At 41.6% G+C, this 17,176-nt stretch carries 18 protein-coding genes and 1 pseudogene; 17 read left to right on the top strand and 2 right to left on the bottom strand.

The window, feature by feature from the left end; all coding sequences use genetic code 11:
• Positions 1-113: 113 nt before the first annotated feature.
• The 7 genes and pseudogenes from dinB to DXA20_RS00830 all read left to right on the top strand — a co-directional run bounded on the left by dinB (position 114) and on the right by DXA20_RS00830 (position 10,285).
• Positions 114-1,361, top strand: coding sequence for a DNA polymerase IV (dinB, locus tag DXA20_RS00805; RefSeq protein ID WP_118558938.1), 1,248 nt, complete (start codon positions 114-116; stop codon positions 1,359-1,361).
• A 17-nt stretch (positions 1,362-1,378) separates the two neighbouring features.
• Positions 1,379-1,624 (top strand): hypothetical protein, encoded by a 246-nt coding sequence (locus DXA20_RS00810; RefSeq protein WP_330420545.1) that lies wholly within the window; start codon positions 1,379-1,381, stop codon positions 1,622-1,624.
• A gap of 184 nt (positions 1,625-1,808) precedes the next feature.
• On the top strand, positions 1,809-2,015 hold the full coding sequence (locus DXA20_RS00815) for a hypothetical protein (RefSeq protein WP_118558939.1): 207 nt from the start codon (positions 1,809-1,811) through the stop codon (positions 2,013-2,015).
• Between the two features lie 229 nt (positions 2,016-2,244).
• The gene (locus tag DXA20_RS00820) at positions 2,245-2,529 is read left to right on the top strand and encodes a helix-turn-helix domain-containing protein (protein ID WP_118558940.1); all 285 of its coding nucleotides are present in this window, start codon (positions 2,245-2,247) and stop codon (positions 2,527-2,529) included.
• Between the two features lie 217 nt (positions 2,530-2,746).
• Positions 2,747-3,201 (top strand): annotated as a pseudogene (locus DXA20_RS18250) (GNAT family N-acetyltransferase).
• A gap of 580 nt (positions 3,202-3,781) precedes the next feature.
• Positions 3,782-3,907 (top strand): hypothetical protein, encoded by a 126-nt coding sequence (locus DXA20_RS17030; RefSeq protein WP_279222338.1) that lies wholly within the window; start codon positions 3,782-3,784, stop codon positions 3,905-3,907.
• Positions 3,908-3,997: 90 nt separating this feature from the next.
• Positions 3,998-10,285: a leucine-rich repeat protein gene (locus tag DXA20_RS00830; protein ID WP_118558941.1), complete on the top strand. Its 6,288-nt coding sequence runs from the start codon at positions 3,998-4,000 to the stop codon at positions 10,283-10,285.
• Between the two features lie 124 nt (positions 10,286-10,409).
• On the opposite strand, the gene DXA20_RS00835 is transcribed toward DXA20_RS00830, so the two are convergent.
• Positions 10,410-10,613, bottom strand: a complete 204-nt coding sequence (locus tag DXA20_RS00835) for a helix-turn-helix transcriptional regulator (protein WP_118558942.1) — start codon at positions 10,611-10,613, stop codon at positions 10,410-10,412.
• A gap of 101 nt (positions 10,614-10,714) precedes the next feature.
• Complete coding sequence (locus DXA20_RS00840) at positions 10,715-11,437, bottom strand: helix-turn-helix domain-containing protein (protein ID WP_330420550.1); 723 nt, start codon at positions 11,435-11,437, stop codon at positions 10,715-10,717.
• Positions 11,438-11,607: 170 nt separating this feature from the next.
• Between DXA20_RS00840 and DXA20_RS00845 the strand changes: the two genes are divergently transcribed.
• From DXA20_RS00845 to DXA20_RS00890, 10 genes are all read left to right on the top strand, one after another.
• Entirely contained in the window at positions 11,608-12,024 is a 417-nt protein-coding gene (locus DXA20_RS00845; RefSeq protein ID WP_118558944.1) for a YjdF family protein, read from the top strand.
• 96 nt (positions 12,025-12,120) lie between these two features.
• Entirely contained in the window at positions 12,121-12,594 is a 474-nt protein-coding gene (locus tag DXA20_RS00850) for a GNAT family N-acetyltransferase (protein WP_118558945.1), read from the top strand.
• Between the two features lie 331 nt (positions 12,595-12,925).
• Positions 12,926-13,141 (top strand): hypothetical protein, encoded by a 216-nt coding sequence (locus DXA20_RS00855; RefSeq protein WP_118558946.1) that lies wholly within the window; start codon positions 12,926-12,928, stop codon positions 13,139-13,141.
• On the top strand, positions 13,138-13,371 hold the full coding sequence (locus tag DXA20_RS00860) for a hypothetical protein (protein WP_118558947.1): 234 nt from the start codon (positions 13,138-13,140) through the stop codon (positions 13,369-13,371). The genes DXA20_RS00855 and DXA20_RS00860 overlap by 4 nt, the downstream gene beginning before the upstream one ends.
• A 5-nt stretch (positions 13,372-13,376) precedes the next feature.
• Complete coding sequence (locus DXA20_RS00865; protein WP_118558948.1) at positions 13,377-13,706, top strand: helix-turn-helix domain-containing protein; 330 nt, start codon at positions 13,377-13,379, stop codon at positions 13,704-13,706.
• Positions 13,707-13,719: 13 nt separating this feature from the next.
• The gene (locus tag DXA20_RS00870) at positions 13,720-14,082 is read left to right on the top strand and encodes a recombinase family protein (protein WP_118558949.1); all 363 of its coding nucleotides are present in this window, start codon (positions 13,720-13,722) and stop codon (positions 14,080-14,082) included.
• 65 nt (positions 14,083-14,147) lie between these two features.
• The gene (locus tag DXA20_RS00875) at positions 14,148-14,522 is read left to right on the top strand and encodes a type II toxin-antitoxin system PemK/MazF family toxin (protein WP_118558950.1); all 375 of its coding nucleotides are present in this window, start codon (positions 14,148-14,150) and stop codon (positions 14,520-14,522) included.
• Complete coding sequence (locus DXA20_RS00880) at positions 14,506-14,721, top strand: DUF6462 family protein (protein WP_118558951.1); 216 nt, start codon at positions 14,506-14,508, stop codon at positions 14,719-14,721. Before DXA20_RS00875 ends, DXA20_RS00880 begins: the two co-directional genes overlap by 17 nt.
• A gap of 211 nt (positions 14,722-14,932) precedes the next feature.
• A complete protein-coding gene (locus DXA20_RS00885; protein ID WP_118558952.1) occupies positions 14,933-16,165 on the top strand; it encodes a site-specific integrase in 1,233 nt (410 codons plus the stop codon).
• Positions 16,166-16,443: 278 nt separating this feature from the next.
• Positions 16,444-16,908, top strand: coding sequence for a hypothetical protein (locus DXA20_RS00890; protein ID WP_118558953.1), 465 nt, complete (start codon positions 16,444-16,446; stop codon positions 16,906-16,908).
• Positions 16,909-17,176 lie beyond the last annotated feature (268 nt).

Below are 17,176 nucleotides of genomic sequence, written 5' to 3' on the forward strand. Positions count from 1 at the left end.
TTTCTATGATGAAATGGGTAATATTTTACACTTGAAATAATGATAAAAATGATTTATACTGACGGCATAGAAAAACAGAACAAATGTTCTTTTTGGGATTGGAGAGATTGATTATGGCAGACAGAACAGTGCTTCATGTGGATATGAATTGTTTCTATGCCAGCGTGGAGATGTTACATCGTCCGCAGATGCGGCATGTGCCGATGGCAGTAGGCGGTGATCCACAGGCAAGACATGGAATCGTATTGACAGCGAATTATCTGGCGAAGCGGCAGGGAGTGAAGACTGGTATGGCACTTTGGCAGGCAAGACAAGTTTGCCCGGATATTCAATTTGTTCCGCCGAGAATGGACTTGTATCTGCGTTTTTCTAGGATGGCACATGAGATCTATCAGGAATATACAGACCTTTGGGAACCATACGGCTGCGATGAGGTCTGGATGGATGTGTCAGGAAGCTGTTCCCTTATGGGAGATGGGCTTACAATTGCTCAGGATATCAGTCGCAGAATTAAGTCAGAGTTAGGTCTTACCGTAAGTATCGGTGTATCTTACAACAAGATCTTTGCGAAGCTGGGCTCTGATTATAAGAAACCCGATGCGATTACGACGATGGGCAGAGAGGAATATCGGACGAAGGCTTGGCCGCTTCCGGTGGGTGATCTTTTATATGTAGGAAAGTCTACCGAGAGGAAGCTGCAAAGCATGGGCATCCGTACCATTGGTGAGCTGGCGCAGATGGAGGAAAAGTATCTGAAATCCCGGTTTGGTAAGATAGGGCTGGTACTTCATTCTTTTGCGAATGGCTGGGATGATTCTCCGGTTAAGAGGGAACATACCCATGCCCCGATCAAGTCCATAGGAAACAGCACAACGACTCCGAGAGATCTGGAGACGGATGAAGATGTGAAGATCATCCTGTATGTTTTGGCAGAAAGTGTCGCTGCCAGACTGCGGGAGAATGGCTTTAAGTGCCATGTAGTGGAAATATCCGTCCGCGACAACGCACTACATCATTTTACGAGACAGCATAAGATAGACAGACCGACGAACATCACATCGGAGATTGCACAGGAAGCCTATCGCATTTTCAGAGCAACATATCAATGGGAAAAACCAATCCGAAGTCTTGGTGTCAGAGGAGCAGAATTAACACTGGATCATGCATATGAGCAGCTTGACATATTCTGTGACTATATCCGCCGGGAAAAGCAGGAGAAAGCAGATGCTGCGGTGGATGAGATTCGGAAAAGGTTTGGATATTTCAGTATTCAACGGGGACTGATGTATCAGGATAAGCTGTTATCCTCTTTGGATGCAAAAGGTTCCCATACGGTACATCCGCAAGGATATTTTAGTTAAGAATAGGAGGCAGTTCTTTGAACGAAGACAAAATTTATGTAGATGTGAATGCCACATTTACCAAGGATGGAATGCTCCTTCCGAAAAGTTTTGTATGGGAGGATGGAGTAGAGTATGAGATCAGCAAAGTGAAAGACATCCGGCGTGCAGCCAGCTTAAAGGCAGGCGGTGCCGGGATGCGATATACATGTGTCGTAGACGGAAAAGAAGTATATCTGTTCTATGAGGACAACAATATGTGGTTCATGGAGAAATCGGCTTAAGCAGATCATGGCTTGCCATGGTCAACAGGCTTTAAGATCAGCAATGTCGGAGCGTCAGGACAGGGCGCATCGGAACTTCCGGCTCTAGTAATGGGCTTGCGAAGGTTGATTTCCCTTTCCCTTGCAAGTACAAATGTTGCGTGTTGGTAATAGCAATTTTGTATGGTAGAGGAGTTGAACTGAATTGGAGAAGAATTGGAGTACAGTGCAGTTGCATTGCAGAGAATGTAATGCGAGGATGATGGATTATACATTGTGTCAGGACGATGACCGGATCGTCCTGCAGGGCATTACGATCAAATGCAGCCGCTGCAAACGGGTAATGATGTTGAATAAATATACAGAAGGCATGATACGGAAGCGTGCCGACAAAGGTATGCTTCGTATCTGACAGATCTGGGATCTGTTACATAGAAACAAAATGACAATTAAATGAACAGCCCACCTGATAAGGGCACATCAGCAATGATGGAAGCACCAGAGACGCAGGGGAAAGATAACCAGTAGATAACTGGCTTTCCTTTGCGTCTTTTTGCGTGGATCATGCAGCGGAAAATTCAAAATTAATTTTTCATCATCTTACTTCTGGCTATCGAGATGGCTGGAAAGGATGGAGAATTATGATGATTTATGACATGGAAGCAAGTGGTAAGAGATTAAAGGAATTAAGAAAACAGGCAGGAAAGACACAGGAGCAGGTGGCGGAGGCAGTTGGACTTGAGCCGGGAACGATCAGCCGGATAGAGCGAGGAGTGAAGGGAATGTCGATTGATTCGCTGTTGATGTTTAGTGAAATTTATGGAGTGAGTACGGATTACATACTGAAGGGGGACGAGACTATGACACCATCTGATGCGTTGTTGGAAGAATTGGGGGCATTGGTGCAGAAATATAAGAGTTTGTAGGCGGGAGAAAATTTGATTTTTCCATTTCGTCATGCAAGTTGGTGATTGCAAAGGTTATGATGTCTGATATAATATGATGTGTGACGGAGATGTGGTCAGTTACAAATCGGAATTGACCGAGCTCTTTGAGCGAGGGATACTTCTTGTCCGAAGGGAAAGAAGGTGGGCGTGAAAAGAATTAGAAGTTGTCAAGACAATGTGATGGGGGAAAACAAATGTGATAATTAGAAAATACAAACAATCAGACTGTAAAGAACTGGCAGAACTTTTTTATAATACGGTTCACACTGTTAATGCAAAAGACTATACAACGGAACAGCTAAATGTATGGGCAACAGGACAAGTTGATATTGAAAAATGGAATTCGTCGTTACAAGAACATTACAGCATTGTCGCTGTTGAAACGATGTTATTGTAGGATTTGGCGATATAGATAAAACAGGTTATCTTGATCGCTTGTTTGTCCATAAAGACAATCAAAGAAAAGGAATTGCAACCGCTATTTGCAACCAATTGGAACAATTTGTTGAAGGAAATATAACGACACACGCTTCTATTACTGCAAGACCATTTTTTGAAAAAAGAGGCTACAAGGTTGTGATGGAACAACAAGCAGAAAGGCGGGGCGTTTTTCTTACAAATTATGTTATGATAAGGGAACGACAACTATGAATTTGATGGAGAACTACAATATGTGTGAAGAATGCTATTCTGAGGAAAATAGAATAACCCCATTATTAAATCCTATAGATTGTTTAGAGAACCACACTCAATCATACATTGGCATATGATATGAACATTAGAAACTGGCACAGGAAAAATGTGTCAGTTTTTTTGTCGCCTGTTATGCGACCTAATAAACATATTGTATTTTATATAGGATAAAGTCAGGGTTTATGTTAAAATAAAGGGTAGGAATCTTCAGAATTTATTTGGATATTGGATATGGAGGGTATGCAATGTTAGATGTAGAACAACGAGAAGCTACAAGGCAGTTTATTATGAAATGGACAGGAAAGGGCAAAGAGGATGAGGATGACCGTTCCTACTGGTTAGATTGGATAGGTTACAATTAACTGGACAGATTTTTTAAGGTCATATAATTGAGTTGTCTAGAAACAATCATTAAGGAACGGATGAGGGTTTGGGTAAAAGTTTGCTTTTTCCATAACTAAAGTTTGCTATACAAATGCAACCGAAATATGTATAATTAAAAATGAATGTAACTGTAATTTTGATAGGAATGAATGATATGGGAAAAAAACAAATATACCCACGATCAAGGAAAGAGATGTTACGCATCATGAAGGCGGCTGATAAAAAAGGGCAGCTGCTGGAAGCTGTTCTGGAAGAATTTGCAAGGCATCCGTTCATATGATTTATCTGAATATGACTGGAAAATAAGAGAATATCTTTATGGGGACAGAATATGTAACCGTACCATAGTTTGGACAGGAGGAATGGTATTATGAAAAAATGGAAAGAAAGAGGAAAGAGAATCGCAGTATTGTTGCTTACGGCAGCCCTGATTGGAAGTAGCGTGGACTTATCAGCTCTTACGGTAAATGCAGCAGAGGACGCAGCAGCACTGAAAGTAAATGTAGAACTGGGTGGAGCACAGCTTTTGGAAGCAACCACCATCACACCAACAAAACCGGAAAATGGTAATGGTACAGCAGAAAACCCGTATCAGATTACCTCGGCGGCAGAACTTTACTGGTTCGCCGGACTTGTAAACGGAACTCTTACAGACGTTACTAAAAATAGTTCAGCCTGTGCGAAGCTGATGAATGATATCACGGTAAATAATAATCTGCTTGACAGGATTACATATAAAACAGATGATGACGGCAATCTGACCAATGAAGTAGCAAACGGCGGGAACTTCATTTCATGGACACCGATTGGAGCAGCTAATAACGGCTATCAGGGGACTTTTGATGGAAATGGAAAGACCATCAGCGGACTCTTTTTCAATGATAGCCAAAAAAGTCATGTTGGCTTGTTTGACAATATATATATGGCAACAATTCGGAATGTCGGTGTCGTTGATTCTTATTTTTTCGGAGAACATTATGTCGGAGGCGTGTGCGCATTTGGTGTAGATGGTACGATAACTGGCAGCTATAACACAGGAGTGGTAAGTGGAGAAGGATGTGTCGGAGGCGTGTGTGGAACTGGTAGCAGTGTTACGATAACTGACAGCTATAACACAGGTAGTGTAAGTGGAAATGATGATGTCGGAGGCGTGTTCGGATATGGTGAAAATTGTACGATAAACAATTGCTATTATCTGAAAGCGGAAGGCACGGATTTGGGTGGCATTAACGGCGCAGATGTCGAAGGGCAGGCTGAAGGAAAAACCGCTGCACAGTTTGCATCCGGCGAGGTTGCATACCTTTTGCAGGATGGACAGAAAGTGGGAGAAGATGGCACGATACCACAGGTCTGGGGACAGAACATTGATAATGATGGTGAGAAACAATCTTTTCCTGTTTTTAGTAATGCGAAAGTCTATAAACCTTCAGAAAGTTCTCCTTGTAAGGTTGGATACACAAATAATGCGGAAGGCTTAAAGGAACATGACTTTGGCGACGACAAGACTGGCGAAAGCTGTTCGTACTGTAATATAAAGAACATCAACTATTCTGGTATCAGTATTAGCGGTGTGGATACCCCTTACTACTATACAGGTAATGAGATTAAGCCGGATATTACCATAAAAAAAGGCGAGACATCATTAACTCTTGGTGAAGATTATAACATTACTTATGGAAACAATACAGATGTGGCAGGCAGCAATGCTGAAAACGCTCCTTATGTGAAGATTACCGGAAAGGGTAATTATACAGGAGAAATTACAAAGAACTTTACCATTGCTTACATTACTGCTCCGGATAATTATATAACAGGAACGAAAGGTGCGAATGACTGGTATACTTCAGATGTCACAATCGGCGTAGCAGACTGGCAGGTATCAACGGATGGAAGCAGTTGGAATGACAGCATTTCGGTTACCGAAGAGGGAACACATTCTTATACTCTTTATTTTAAAGACAGTAACGGATACATTACAGATAGCATAAACAAAGAGATTAAGATTGATAAAGCTGCTCCAACCGGAACCATTCAGGTAAAAGAAAGTACATGGGATAAATTTTTAGAGAAAATTTCCTTTGGCTTCTATACCAACACCAAAGAAAAAATTACGATTACATCAGAGGATACCGGCTCCGGTATAGCCTCTACAGAATATCTGGTATCTGACAAGGCATATACACAAATTTCAGATATGCAGAATCTGAGTGGCTGGAAAGATTATGATAATAGCAATAAGCCTAAAATCAAGACGAACAGGACCAACTATGTGTATGCGAGAATCACAGACAATGTCGGAAATGTAACCTATCTGTCCAGTGATGGCATTTTGCATGATGATGAGAAACCGTATATTTTTGATATAACCCCGGTCATGAAGGATCGCTCCGGTAGTGTGACATTTGATATTTTTGAAGATGGAAGCGGTCTTGAGAAGGTTTATTTCTTATATAGTACGGATATAAATGAGGTAACAAGTGCTACGACAGAGAATTTGAAAGCATCTGATTATCACAATGCAACCGGAACCTTTACATTATCAGACCTGAAACCAAATACCGAGTATTACTGTGCAGTTCTTGCAGTGGATAAGGCAGGAAATGAAAGTTATCTTTTAAATAGCACATTTAAGACATTAAAGGAAGCCATCACGGGAACTGTATCCATTTCCGGAGAGGCAGTATATGGAAAAACATTGACAGCATCCTATGAGGGACTTGCGACAGATGCCGGCGAAGTTACAGTTTCATGGTATCGTGGAGAAGATACTACAGCGATTGCTACCGGAGATACATATACTTTAACAGCAGATGATGTAGGAAAAGTGATTACAGTTAAGGTTACCGCTGAAAACTGTTCCGGAGAACTGACGGATTCCACCGCCGAGGTAGCAAAGGCAGAACATCCAAATCCACCGACGAATGGAAATGTGGATGATGAAAACAATACCTTTACCTTTAACGGAACAAGCGGAGTTACTTACGAATACAGTACCGATGGTGGAGCAAGTTGGACGGATATTACGGTAGATTCCGGCACCGGTGTTGGTACTGTTACAGTTGGAAACGTGATAGTCAACACAGGAGATTTACAGGTACGGGCAAAGGAAACAGATGGATATAAGGCAAGTGATGTTATTTCCAATACATCTGCCTATACCGCAACCTTAGAAGGCAGCGTAAGCCTTTCCGGAACTGCAAAGTATGGGGAAACCTTAACTGCAACTGTAACCGGAGCACAGCAGGGAGCTGTATTAACCTATACTTTCTGCGCGGACGATACAGTGCTTCAGCAGGGAAGCAGCAATACTTATAAGATTGTATCCGCCGAAGCAATTGGAAAACAGATTACAGTTAAGGTATCTGCGGAAGGATACATAGGAACAGTTAATGATACTTCGGATACTGTTGCAAAAGCAGACGGAGTGCTGACACTGAAACAGACTGAATTTACCCCGACCTTTGGGGATGAGGCATTTAAGCTTGGATGTAGCAGAACCGGAGACGGAACGATTTCCTATAAAGTTTCCGATGAAAAGGTCATTAAAGTTTCCGATACCGGAGAAGTAACGATTGTGGGAGCAGGAAGTGCCACCGTAACAGTATCTCTTTCGGAAACAGAGTGTTATACCGGTGCGGCAGAGCAGACGATTATGGTTACCGTAAATCAGGCATCTGCACCAACATTAGCTTCCGAAAACATAAGCTATGTGAATACAAAAGGCTCTGGCGGAGCTGTGACAATTGATATTGCAGATAAACTGCCGGAGAATAGAGGAGATACAACTTACACAGTAACGGATACGACAGACAGCAGTGTAATTTTGCAGAATGTGGCGGTAGATACTGCCGGTAAGCTGACCTACACTGTAATATCCGGTAAAAAAGTAGGCGATAAAGCAAACATTACCGTAACTGCCCAGATGGCAAATTATAAATCTGCAACATTTACTGTAAATATCAGTATTACGGATAAGATAGTCGTTGCATTGAAGAATGGAAGCAGCGTAACAATTAACGGAAGCAATGCCCTTACCTATGGAGATAAGCTGTCAAAACTTAATCTTGGCAAGGCGGTATTTGTAGAAAAGGGAACGAATACGGTTGTTCCCGGAACACTTGAGTTTGCAGCACCTGATGATGTGCCGACAGTAGGCACAACAACTGCGGGATGGAAATTTACACCGGATGATGCAGACATATATGTCGGGCTGACCGGAACTGTGGAAATTTCTGTAAGCAGGGCAACACCGAATGTAACCATACCAACGGTAAGTAAAACGAATATCGTTTATGATCCGGCAAAGACATTGAAGGATTACACCTTAAATGGCACAGATGGTACATGGGTAGTCGGTGGAACGGAAACTTCCGTTGCAGGTACCTGGAGCTGGAAGACGGATACAACAGTACCGACAGTAAATAACAGTGGATATGTTGCAGTATTTACACCTGATGACACAAACAACTACAATACAGTAACTGGAACAATAACTGTTAAAGTAACTAAAGCAACACCGGTAATTGCAAAAAATCCTACAGCAACCGCCCTTACATACGGGCAGAAACTTTCAGACAGTACCCTGACAGGCGGCAAAGTAACATACAAAACAGCCGATGGAACAGAGGTAGCAGGAACATTTGCATGGAAGAATAGCAGTATCAAGCCTACAGTGGCAGACAGCGGAAAGATAGAGTATGATGTGACATTTACGCCATCAGATACAGATAATTATAATGCTGTTGATATGAAAATCAGTCTTACGGTCAACAAGGCAACGAAAGCTCCGAACATGCCGGAAACTGCGATGGCACCGGCACACAGCACAAAGAAGGTTGGCGATATTATACTTTCGGAAGGCTGGAGCTGGCAGGAGGCAGATAAGGACACGGCGCTTGCAGATGGTGTGGCTGTGACGGCGACTGCGGTTTATACAGGAGCTGACAAGGGCAACTATGAGACAGAAAGTGTAAGCATTACGATTACAAGAAGCAAATGTGATCACACACATACTGAAATACGGAATCAGCGGGAAGCGACCTGCAAAGAGGAGGGATATACCGGAGATACCTACTGCGTAGAATGTGGAGAACTGGTTGAATCAGGAACGGTAATCCCTCTTGCAAAGCATCAGGGTGGCAAGGCAACCTGTATACATCAGGCAGTCTGCACCGTATGTGGAACTTCCTATGGCGATTTGGACAGCAGCAACCATACTTATGAAAATGGTGTATGCAAGGATTGCTCCAACATATGGAAAACAACGATAGATGATATTACCTACCAGACTGTTACAAAGGAAGAAAACGGAAAGCCGGCAGGGCAGACCGTAACTGTCACAGTAGACGGACAGAATGTAGAAATGCTGGCTGTTGCAGTAACAGCAGTAGATGTAAACGCACTGAGCCAGAATAATAGTGATATTTTTGCAAATGGTACGCTGACCATTCCTGCCAAAGTTATAGACGATGATGCAAAACAGACTTGTGTCGTGACAAGAATTAATTCGGATGTATTTGTACAGGATACGGAGGCACCGGTGATTTCCGAAGTCGTGATTCCGGATACGGTAACGGAGGTTGGAACAGGTGCATTTACCGGGGTAGCAACGGTTACTTTTGAAGGAGCAACTGCACCGGCAGGTGTCAAAGATGCCATTTCAGAAGGAACAGTGGTTCAGATTCCGGATGGGGCAAAGGATAGTTACGAAACAGCCCTTGAGGGAAAAGGAGTCATAAAGGAACTGCATACCCATCAATATGCAGATACATGGACATATGATGCAGAGTACCACTGGCACGCAAGCACCTGCGGGCATGATGCACAGGATGGCGTTCTGACAAAAGAGAAGCATACCTTTGGCGAGTGGAAAGAGGTTGTTGCCGCTACCACGACAGAGGCAGGGAAGAAAGAGAGAAGCTGCGTATGTGGTTATAAGGAGACGGCTGACATTCCAAAACTGGATGTACAGACACCTGAAACACCGTCAACGCCGGCACCGGGAACACCGTCAACGCCAGCACCGGGAACACCGTCAACACCAGTACCAGAAACACCGGCAGTAAAGACTCCGAAAAAAGGAGATAAGGTATCGGATGATAAGAAGACCGGTAGTTATATCATCACCAGCAGCGAAAAGAAAGAGGTTGCGTACGTGGCACCGGCAAATAAGAATGCAAAGACCATAACGATTCCTGCAACCATCAAGGTGAAGGGTGTCACCTATAAAGTAACAAAAATTGCAGATAACTGTTTTAGGAATAATAAGAAGATTACCAAAATTACGATAGGTAAAAATATCGTAAGCATAGGTAAGAATGCATTCTATGGTTGCAAGAAGTTGAAAACAGTGAAGATGGGTAAGAATGTAACCACCATTGGTGCAAACGCTTTCAGAGGCTGTACATCGCTTACATCCATAACACTTTCGGATAAAACCACAAAGATTGGAACGAATGCATTTTATGGTTGCAAGAAGTTAAAGACAATAACGATTCGTTCTAAGAAACTGACTTCCAAGACGGTATCAAAGAATGCCTTTAAGGGACTAACCAAGATAACAACCATCAAGGTACCAAGGAAGAAACTTACCGCATATAAGAAGTTGTTAAAGAAAAAAGGACTTTCATCCAAAGTAAAAGTAAAGGGATACAAATGATTCGTGAGAGGGACTGTATTTTACAGTCTCTCTTTTATTCTGCGTGAGAAAAAAGAATGTCCACCTCATACTATGTGAGATGGAGTAAAATAACGGAGGCTGTCCTCCGTTATTCGTATGTCTGTTATTCCTCTGTCAGGATAAAAAGTTCTTCTACCGGCACCTTGAAATACTTTGCCATTCGGAGTGCTGTTTCCAGAGAGGGGTAATACTCGCCCCGTTCTATATTGCTGATGCTGCGAGGACAGATTCCGGTGGCAAGTGCCACATCTTTCTGGTAGCAGTGTTTTTCCTTGCGGACATTTTTCAGATTGTTGGATATTGGCATGGTTATCACCTCTTTTCATGATTCTGTGACATTGTCTGTGGGGAGTGTCAGTTTCTTACATCAAAAATTATACTTTGTATGCAGTACCATAATCTGGACTCTTACCCAACCACACGACCAAAAGTATAAAAACTGGAAGTTTCGGAAATGACAATGGGTGCATACTTGGTATTCAGGGATATAAGGCTGGTGCTGTCTGCAGATTCCTGTAGTTTTTTGCAGTAGGCATTGCCGTCAAGGAAAAAGATACCGATATCTCCGTTATTCAGTTGTTTGGTCTGTTCTACCCATACAATCTGTCCGTTTATAAATCTTGGTTCCATGCTGTCACCACTGATGCGGATGCCGAAGTCGGCAGTTTCCGGAACTTCTGCTCCCACGGTGATTTCTTCATAATCGTAACCATCCAGAAATTCTCCGGGACCTGCCGATGCCGGAATATCAAATAAGCGAATGGTACGGGCAAAGGGAATGACCTCAGCTGTTGGTTTCTGATATCTTCCGGATTGTACCAGCAAATCTATGTATTCCAATACTTTTTCCTGACCTTCTTCATTCAATTGGGAGATTTTGTTCTCAGGATTCGTGCCGATAAAGGTGGAATAGATGTCTGTAATTCCCAGTATCTCGCAGACAGCCAGAAACTGACCGGCACTCGGCATATTGACATCCTGTTCCCATGAACTGATAGCAGACTGTTTTATAGGATAATTATGTTTTTCTAATGCATGAGAAAGCTGACTCTGACTGAGTTTTCTCTTTTTTCTTTGTTCTTTTATGATATTTCCAGTTTGTTGAATTAAGAAAATCGGAATTGACCGAATAAGTTAATCGTGCCATATGGCTTGATTATAAATACAAAGATAAAAACGCAATGTACATTAAAAATGTACTAGAGCTGGTAGGTAGCCCAGCCGTCCTATGCAAATAGGGTAAGTAACCTGCCCCTCCGGGTTGTCCATTCTTTGTTCAATTCATTTTAGGAGGGATTCTTATGGACAAAGCAAGTGGAAAACTGACGGTATATTTTGAAGAACCATTTTGGGTAGGTGTATTTGAACGTATTGAAGATGGTAAACTATTTGTGGCGAAGGTAACATTTGGTGCAGAACCAAAGGATTACGAAGTGCAGGAATATATTCAAAAATACTATTTTAGTTTGAAATTCAGTCCGGCTGTTGAAACTGTTGTAAAGGATATAAAAAGAAATCCAAAGCGTATGCAACGAGTAGCAAAAAAGCAGACGATGGAAACAGGCATCGGCACAAAATCGCAGCAGGCATTAAAATTACAACAGGAACAGAACAATCAGGAGCGTAAAGAGAGAAGCCGCAAGAAAAAAGAGGCTGAAGAACAGCGAATATTTGAGTTGAAACAGCAAAAGAAAAGAGAAAAGCATAAGGGACATTAAAGTCTCTTGGGCTTTTGCACAATTCGATATTTAACGGAGGAATCATTATGTGTGGAATGACAACTGATTTATAAATAAAAATAAATCGGAGGTTATATGAATTATTTAATAAGAGAATTAAAACGAGATGAAAATAAGATATTAGATACTTTTTTATACGAGGCAATTTTTATTCCTGAAGGTATTCCAGCACCGTCCAAAGATATCATTAACAAACCAGATTTGCAGGTATATGTAAAGGACTTTGGTGAGAACAAGGGAGACTTATGTTTGGTTGCTCAAGTTGCGGATGAGATTGTTGGTGCTGTATGGGTTCGGATTATGAATGATTACGGTCATATAGATAATGAAACACCGTCTTTTGCAATTTCACTTCTTAAAGAGTATAGAAACTATGGTATCGGAACAGAATTAATGAAACAGATGCTAATGAAATTAAAACTAGAAGGATATAAACAAGCATCATTAGCTGTTCAAAAGATGAATTATGCTGTCCGTATGTATAGGAAGGTAGGATTTGAAATCGTTGATGAAAATGATGAAGAATATATTATGATTTGTAATTTATAGGAACTTTCAACTTCCGGTTTGCCTGGGAGTTGTTGTAAGTAGATATAAGAGAGCTAACAATGATTATAAAGATTTATGATGAGATAAAGTCATCAGTTGTGTTACATTCTATTGGCATGTAGGCAGTTCGAGAGGGCTGCCTATTTTTTTGCGCAAATTTTTCTATCAGTACCAGTAACTTACCTTCTGGGTTCTCTTTATTAAACACCTGCATTGATATACTTGAATTGTCCGTAAGAGACAACCACTTGCAAGTGATACAAGAAGATTTAGTCGCGTGATACAGGAACCATATTACATAACGGCAGATAGAATCAGGAGGAAACAGACAATGACGAATGATAGTAGAAGATTTGGATTTACCTATGGTTATGACGATGCTGTTACTGCAGCTATGCAGGAAAGAACATATCAATGGATGGATATTGTATTTGTGGACTTTGGTGAGATCAGCGGTGACTGTTTGCTTAGAAAGTCCAGACCGGCAATCGTATTGAGCGGAACAGAATACAATGAGAGTTCCCCAATCTTACCGTTGCACCGATGACGAGAAGCCTGAAGGGGCTTGATAGTAAGTATCATGTTTTTATTGACCGGGAGGATTGCAATAATGAGCTGAATACATCAGGAATGTGTATGCTGGAGCATTGTCAGGCAATCGACAGACGGCAGATCAAACATAAGATGGGACATGTTTATGATGAACGGCTGCAGCAGAAGATCTGTAATGGATTGGCATTTCATTTACAGCTTATGGACGATGTGGAAGGGGCGTGAAGATCATGTTTCAGTATGATGGATTAGTGATAGGACAGAGGATTCGCAATTTGCGTGTTGAAGCAGGCTATGAATTGGGTGAGTTCAGTGATGAACTTGGCAAGTCGGAATCCCATATCAAGCAGGTAGAATTAGGGAGCCGCAAGATTTCATTGGATCTGTTGATTTCTTTGATGGAGGTTCTCCATGTCGATGCAAACAGTATCTTAGGGGAGAGTTCTGATCATAAGGACAATTCGATTGATGCCAAATTGCAGGAATTGCCGGAACCACAGAGAAAATATTTTACGACAATGTTTTTGACAATGCTGGCAAATTATCCGGCGGCAGCGTAAGGAGGTACAAGTTATGAGTAAGAAGAATAAGAAGTTGATGTGTGCTGTTTATTTATCCGTGGATGCTCCGGACAAGGAGATTCAGGAGAAAGAGGAGAAGCAGTTTCGGTATATTAAGGATTACTGCAAAGGCAATGGATTGAAGATAGTGAAGTCGTATCATCGGGCAGGGCTTTCCAGATGCGAGATGCAGAAGCATTTTGTGGAGCTGGCGAGACAGATTGAGGTCGGTGAACTGCAGGCAGTTGTCATTGCCAATTCACGCTATATTTCCTGCGGTGTGTATGATCTGTATATGAAAGTAGGTCGGATTGCGGCAGCAGGTGGCAAGGTATATTCCGTAGATGAAGGTTTGCTGGAGTTGCCAATACAGTAAGAGATGACAAGTAAATAGATGGATAGCTGCTCCCAGTGTGAGGGAGCAGCGGAAAGGAGAGATTTATGAACATTATGAGAGGTAATGTGATCTATGCGGATCTGGGACAGCATCCAAACGAATGTGATTCCAGACAATCCGGTGTCAGACCCTGTGTGGTTGTCAGTAATCCGAAAAGCAGAATCTTAAATGTTTGTCCATGTTCGACCAGAACAGATAAGAGGTATAATCCGGTACATGTGGAGATCTTGGCAGAGGATATCAAAGGGTATCCAATGAAGAAATCCGTGGTAATGATCGAGCAGATCGTACCGATTGACCGCAGACTGGTAAAGAGCAAGATCGGATATATCTGTAATAAGGAAGTAATGAATGCGATTGATGCGGCAATCCGTATTCAACTGGGTATTAAGGAGGAAGCAGATGGCAGTGAAGAATAATAGAGAGGGAGCAAAGCCTGCAAAGATAAAAAAGCGTTTTGTCAGATACCGTGAAGGTGCAGAACTCTATAGTATGAGTGAAAGAAAGTTCATGGATCTGGCAAAGGACGCACAGGCAACCTATAAGATCAATCAAGTGGTTTTAGTGAATTGTGATATTTTAGATGAATATCTGGAGTCATTCCGGATCACCGATTGACGGAAGTAATGGATATAGAATTGATAGGAAAGATTTTTCTATGCAAATGTCAGAAAATGCTTGCAAACATATGTTCGATATTGTATACTGTAGTTAGATTGAATAACAAAAGTGATTTTTTCAATCATTGGATACAAATCTGGGAGCAAGCAGGATATTTGTATTTAAGATTCTTTCCTATTTTTATGTAGATAGGAAGGAAGTGGATGCTATGGCAGGACGGAAGGATAGCAGAGGCAGAGTACTTAAACAAGGGGAATGCCAGAGAAAGGATGGTCGATATTCATACGCATATACAGATCCGTTTGGTAAGAGGCGTTATATTTATGCGAATGATCTGATGAAGCTGCGGTCAAGAGAGCAACAGCTTCAAAAGGATCAATTAGATGGATTGGATATTTATACTGCGGGAAGAGCTACAGTAAATTATGTTTTCGACAGGTATCTTTCGATGAAATCAGAACTGAGATCCTCTACATATACCAGTTATGTGTATATGTATGATCGCTATGTGAGAGATACATTCGGGAAAAAATTGGTGGCAGAAGTGAAGTATTCAGATGTTATGTTTTTTTATGAGCGTTTGATGCAAAACTATAAATTGCAGGTTGGAACAGTGGATAAGATTCATACTCTTATTCATCCGATCTTCAAACTGGCAGTCCGTGACAGTATTATTCGTATCAATCCGGCAGATGGCTGTATGGCAGAGATTAAAAAGAAAAGCACTACAGGTGCAAACAAAAGAAAAGCTTTAACAATACCACAGCAGAAAGCGTTTATTGATTACACGCAGCATAGTGAAGTCTATTATAGATGGGCTCCATTATTTACGGTGTTGCTGGGAACCGGATGTAGAGTTGGTGAGATTATTGGTTTGCGTTGGGAAGATGTTGACTTTGCAGAACGCACGATCAATATTAACCATAGTGTTTCGTACAGAGCCGATGCAAAAGATGATTTCAGATGTTCGTATTCTGTATCTAAGCCTAAGACGGAGGCGGGGATTCGGAATGTACCTATGTTGGATGCAGTCTATGAGGCATTGCAGGATGAAAAGCGATACCAGAAGATTGAAGGCAGTAATGAAATGACGATTGACGGAATGAGTGGATTTATCTTTCGAAATCGTTATGGAGCTGTTCATAATCCGCAGGGAATCAATAAGGCGATCAAGCGGGTATCAGATGCATACAATGCTGAGGAGATTATTAAAGCGAAGAAAGAAAAGAGAGAACCGATACTGATTCCTCATTTTACCTGTCACCATATGCGGCATACATTTTGCACAAGATTGTGTGAGCAGGAGCCAAATGTGAAAGTGATTCAGGAGATTATGGGGCATAAGAACATTCAGACAACACTGGATATTTATGCTGATGCTACGGAAGAAGCCAAGAAGGAGTCGATGGTTCGGTTATCAGAAAAACTAGATGTATTTTAATATGTGTGAGCTAGGTTGCAGTTTTGATGGTGTTATGCTATATTGTAATGGTAACCGAAAATGAATTTTAAGTTGTCATATTTCTATAGTATAGTTTTGACACCAGAATATGGAAAATGACATCACTTTGACATCTTTTTTGATGTGATAGATGCAGTTGTAGGCGGTTATATGCATTATTGAAGAGTTGACAATATAATATGCAGATAATTGACTACAGAGGAATTATTTACGCTATGCTTGTATAATCAGGAAGGCTGGTTCTGGTCTTCCCGACAATGAAGAGTCTGGATTCTGATAAGAAAGCATCCAAGTCTTCCAAGGCAGTTTCTGCAGAGGCAGATAAGCCGGCAGAGAAGATTGATTTCTCTAATGTAAAGATTGAACCTTTATTTGAGGAAGAAGTAGACTTTGATACATTCAGCAAGTCAGATTTTAGAGCTGTTAAGGTAAAAGAGTGTGCAGCAGTTCCTAAGTCAAAGAAATTATTACAGTTTACTTTAGATGACGGAACAGGCACGGACCGCACTATTTTAAGCGGAATCCACGCTTATTATGAGCCAGAAGAGCTTGTTGGAAAGACACTTATTGCCATCACAAATCTTCCACCTAGAAAGATGATGGGTATTGATTCCTGTGGTATGTTGCTTTCAGCAGTAAATAACCTGAAGGATTCCGAGGAGGAAGAACTTCATCTTCTGATGGTGGATGATCACATTCCAGCAGGAGCAAAGCTCTACTAAAAACGTGATGTACCTTATTGGTGGAAATTCGTAAAATTACAAAAATACGCCAATTTTACGCCAAACGATGTAGAGAATGAGCAGATTTGATGCTTATGGAAGTGGCGATATGATATAATAACCTCACTGGTAGAAATACTGGTGAGGTTTTTTATTGAAGTGCGCCTAGCGGCGCACGTTTCTAACGGGTTAAAGTCCCGAATCCGCCCGGTAGTGGGAAGGATATAGCCGAAGGCAAGGGTGTCCATCGTGAGATGGAATCTGAAGG

The organism is Roseburia sp. AM59-24XD (genome assembly GCF_003478445.1).
Classification (GTDB): Bacteria; Bacillota; Clostridia; order Lachnospirales; family Lachnospiraceae; genus Jutongia.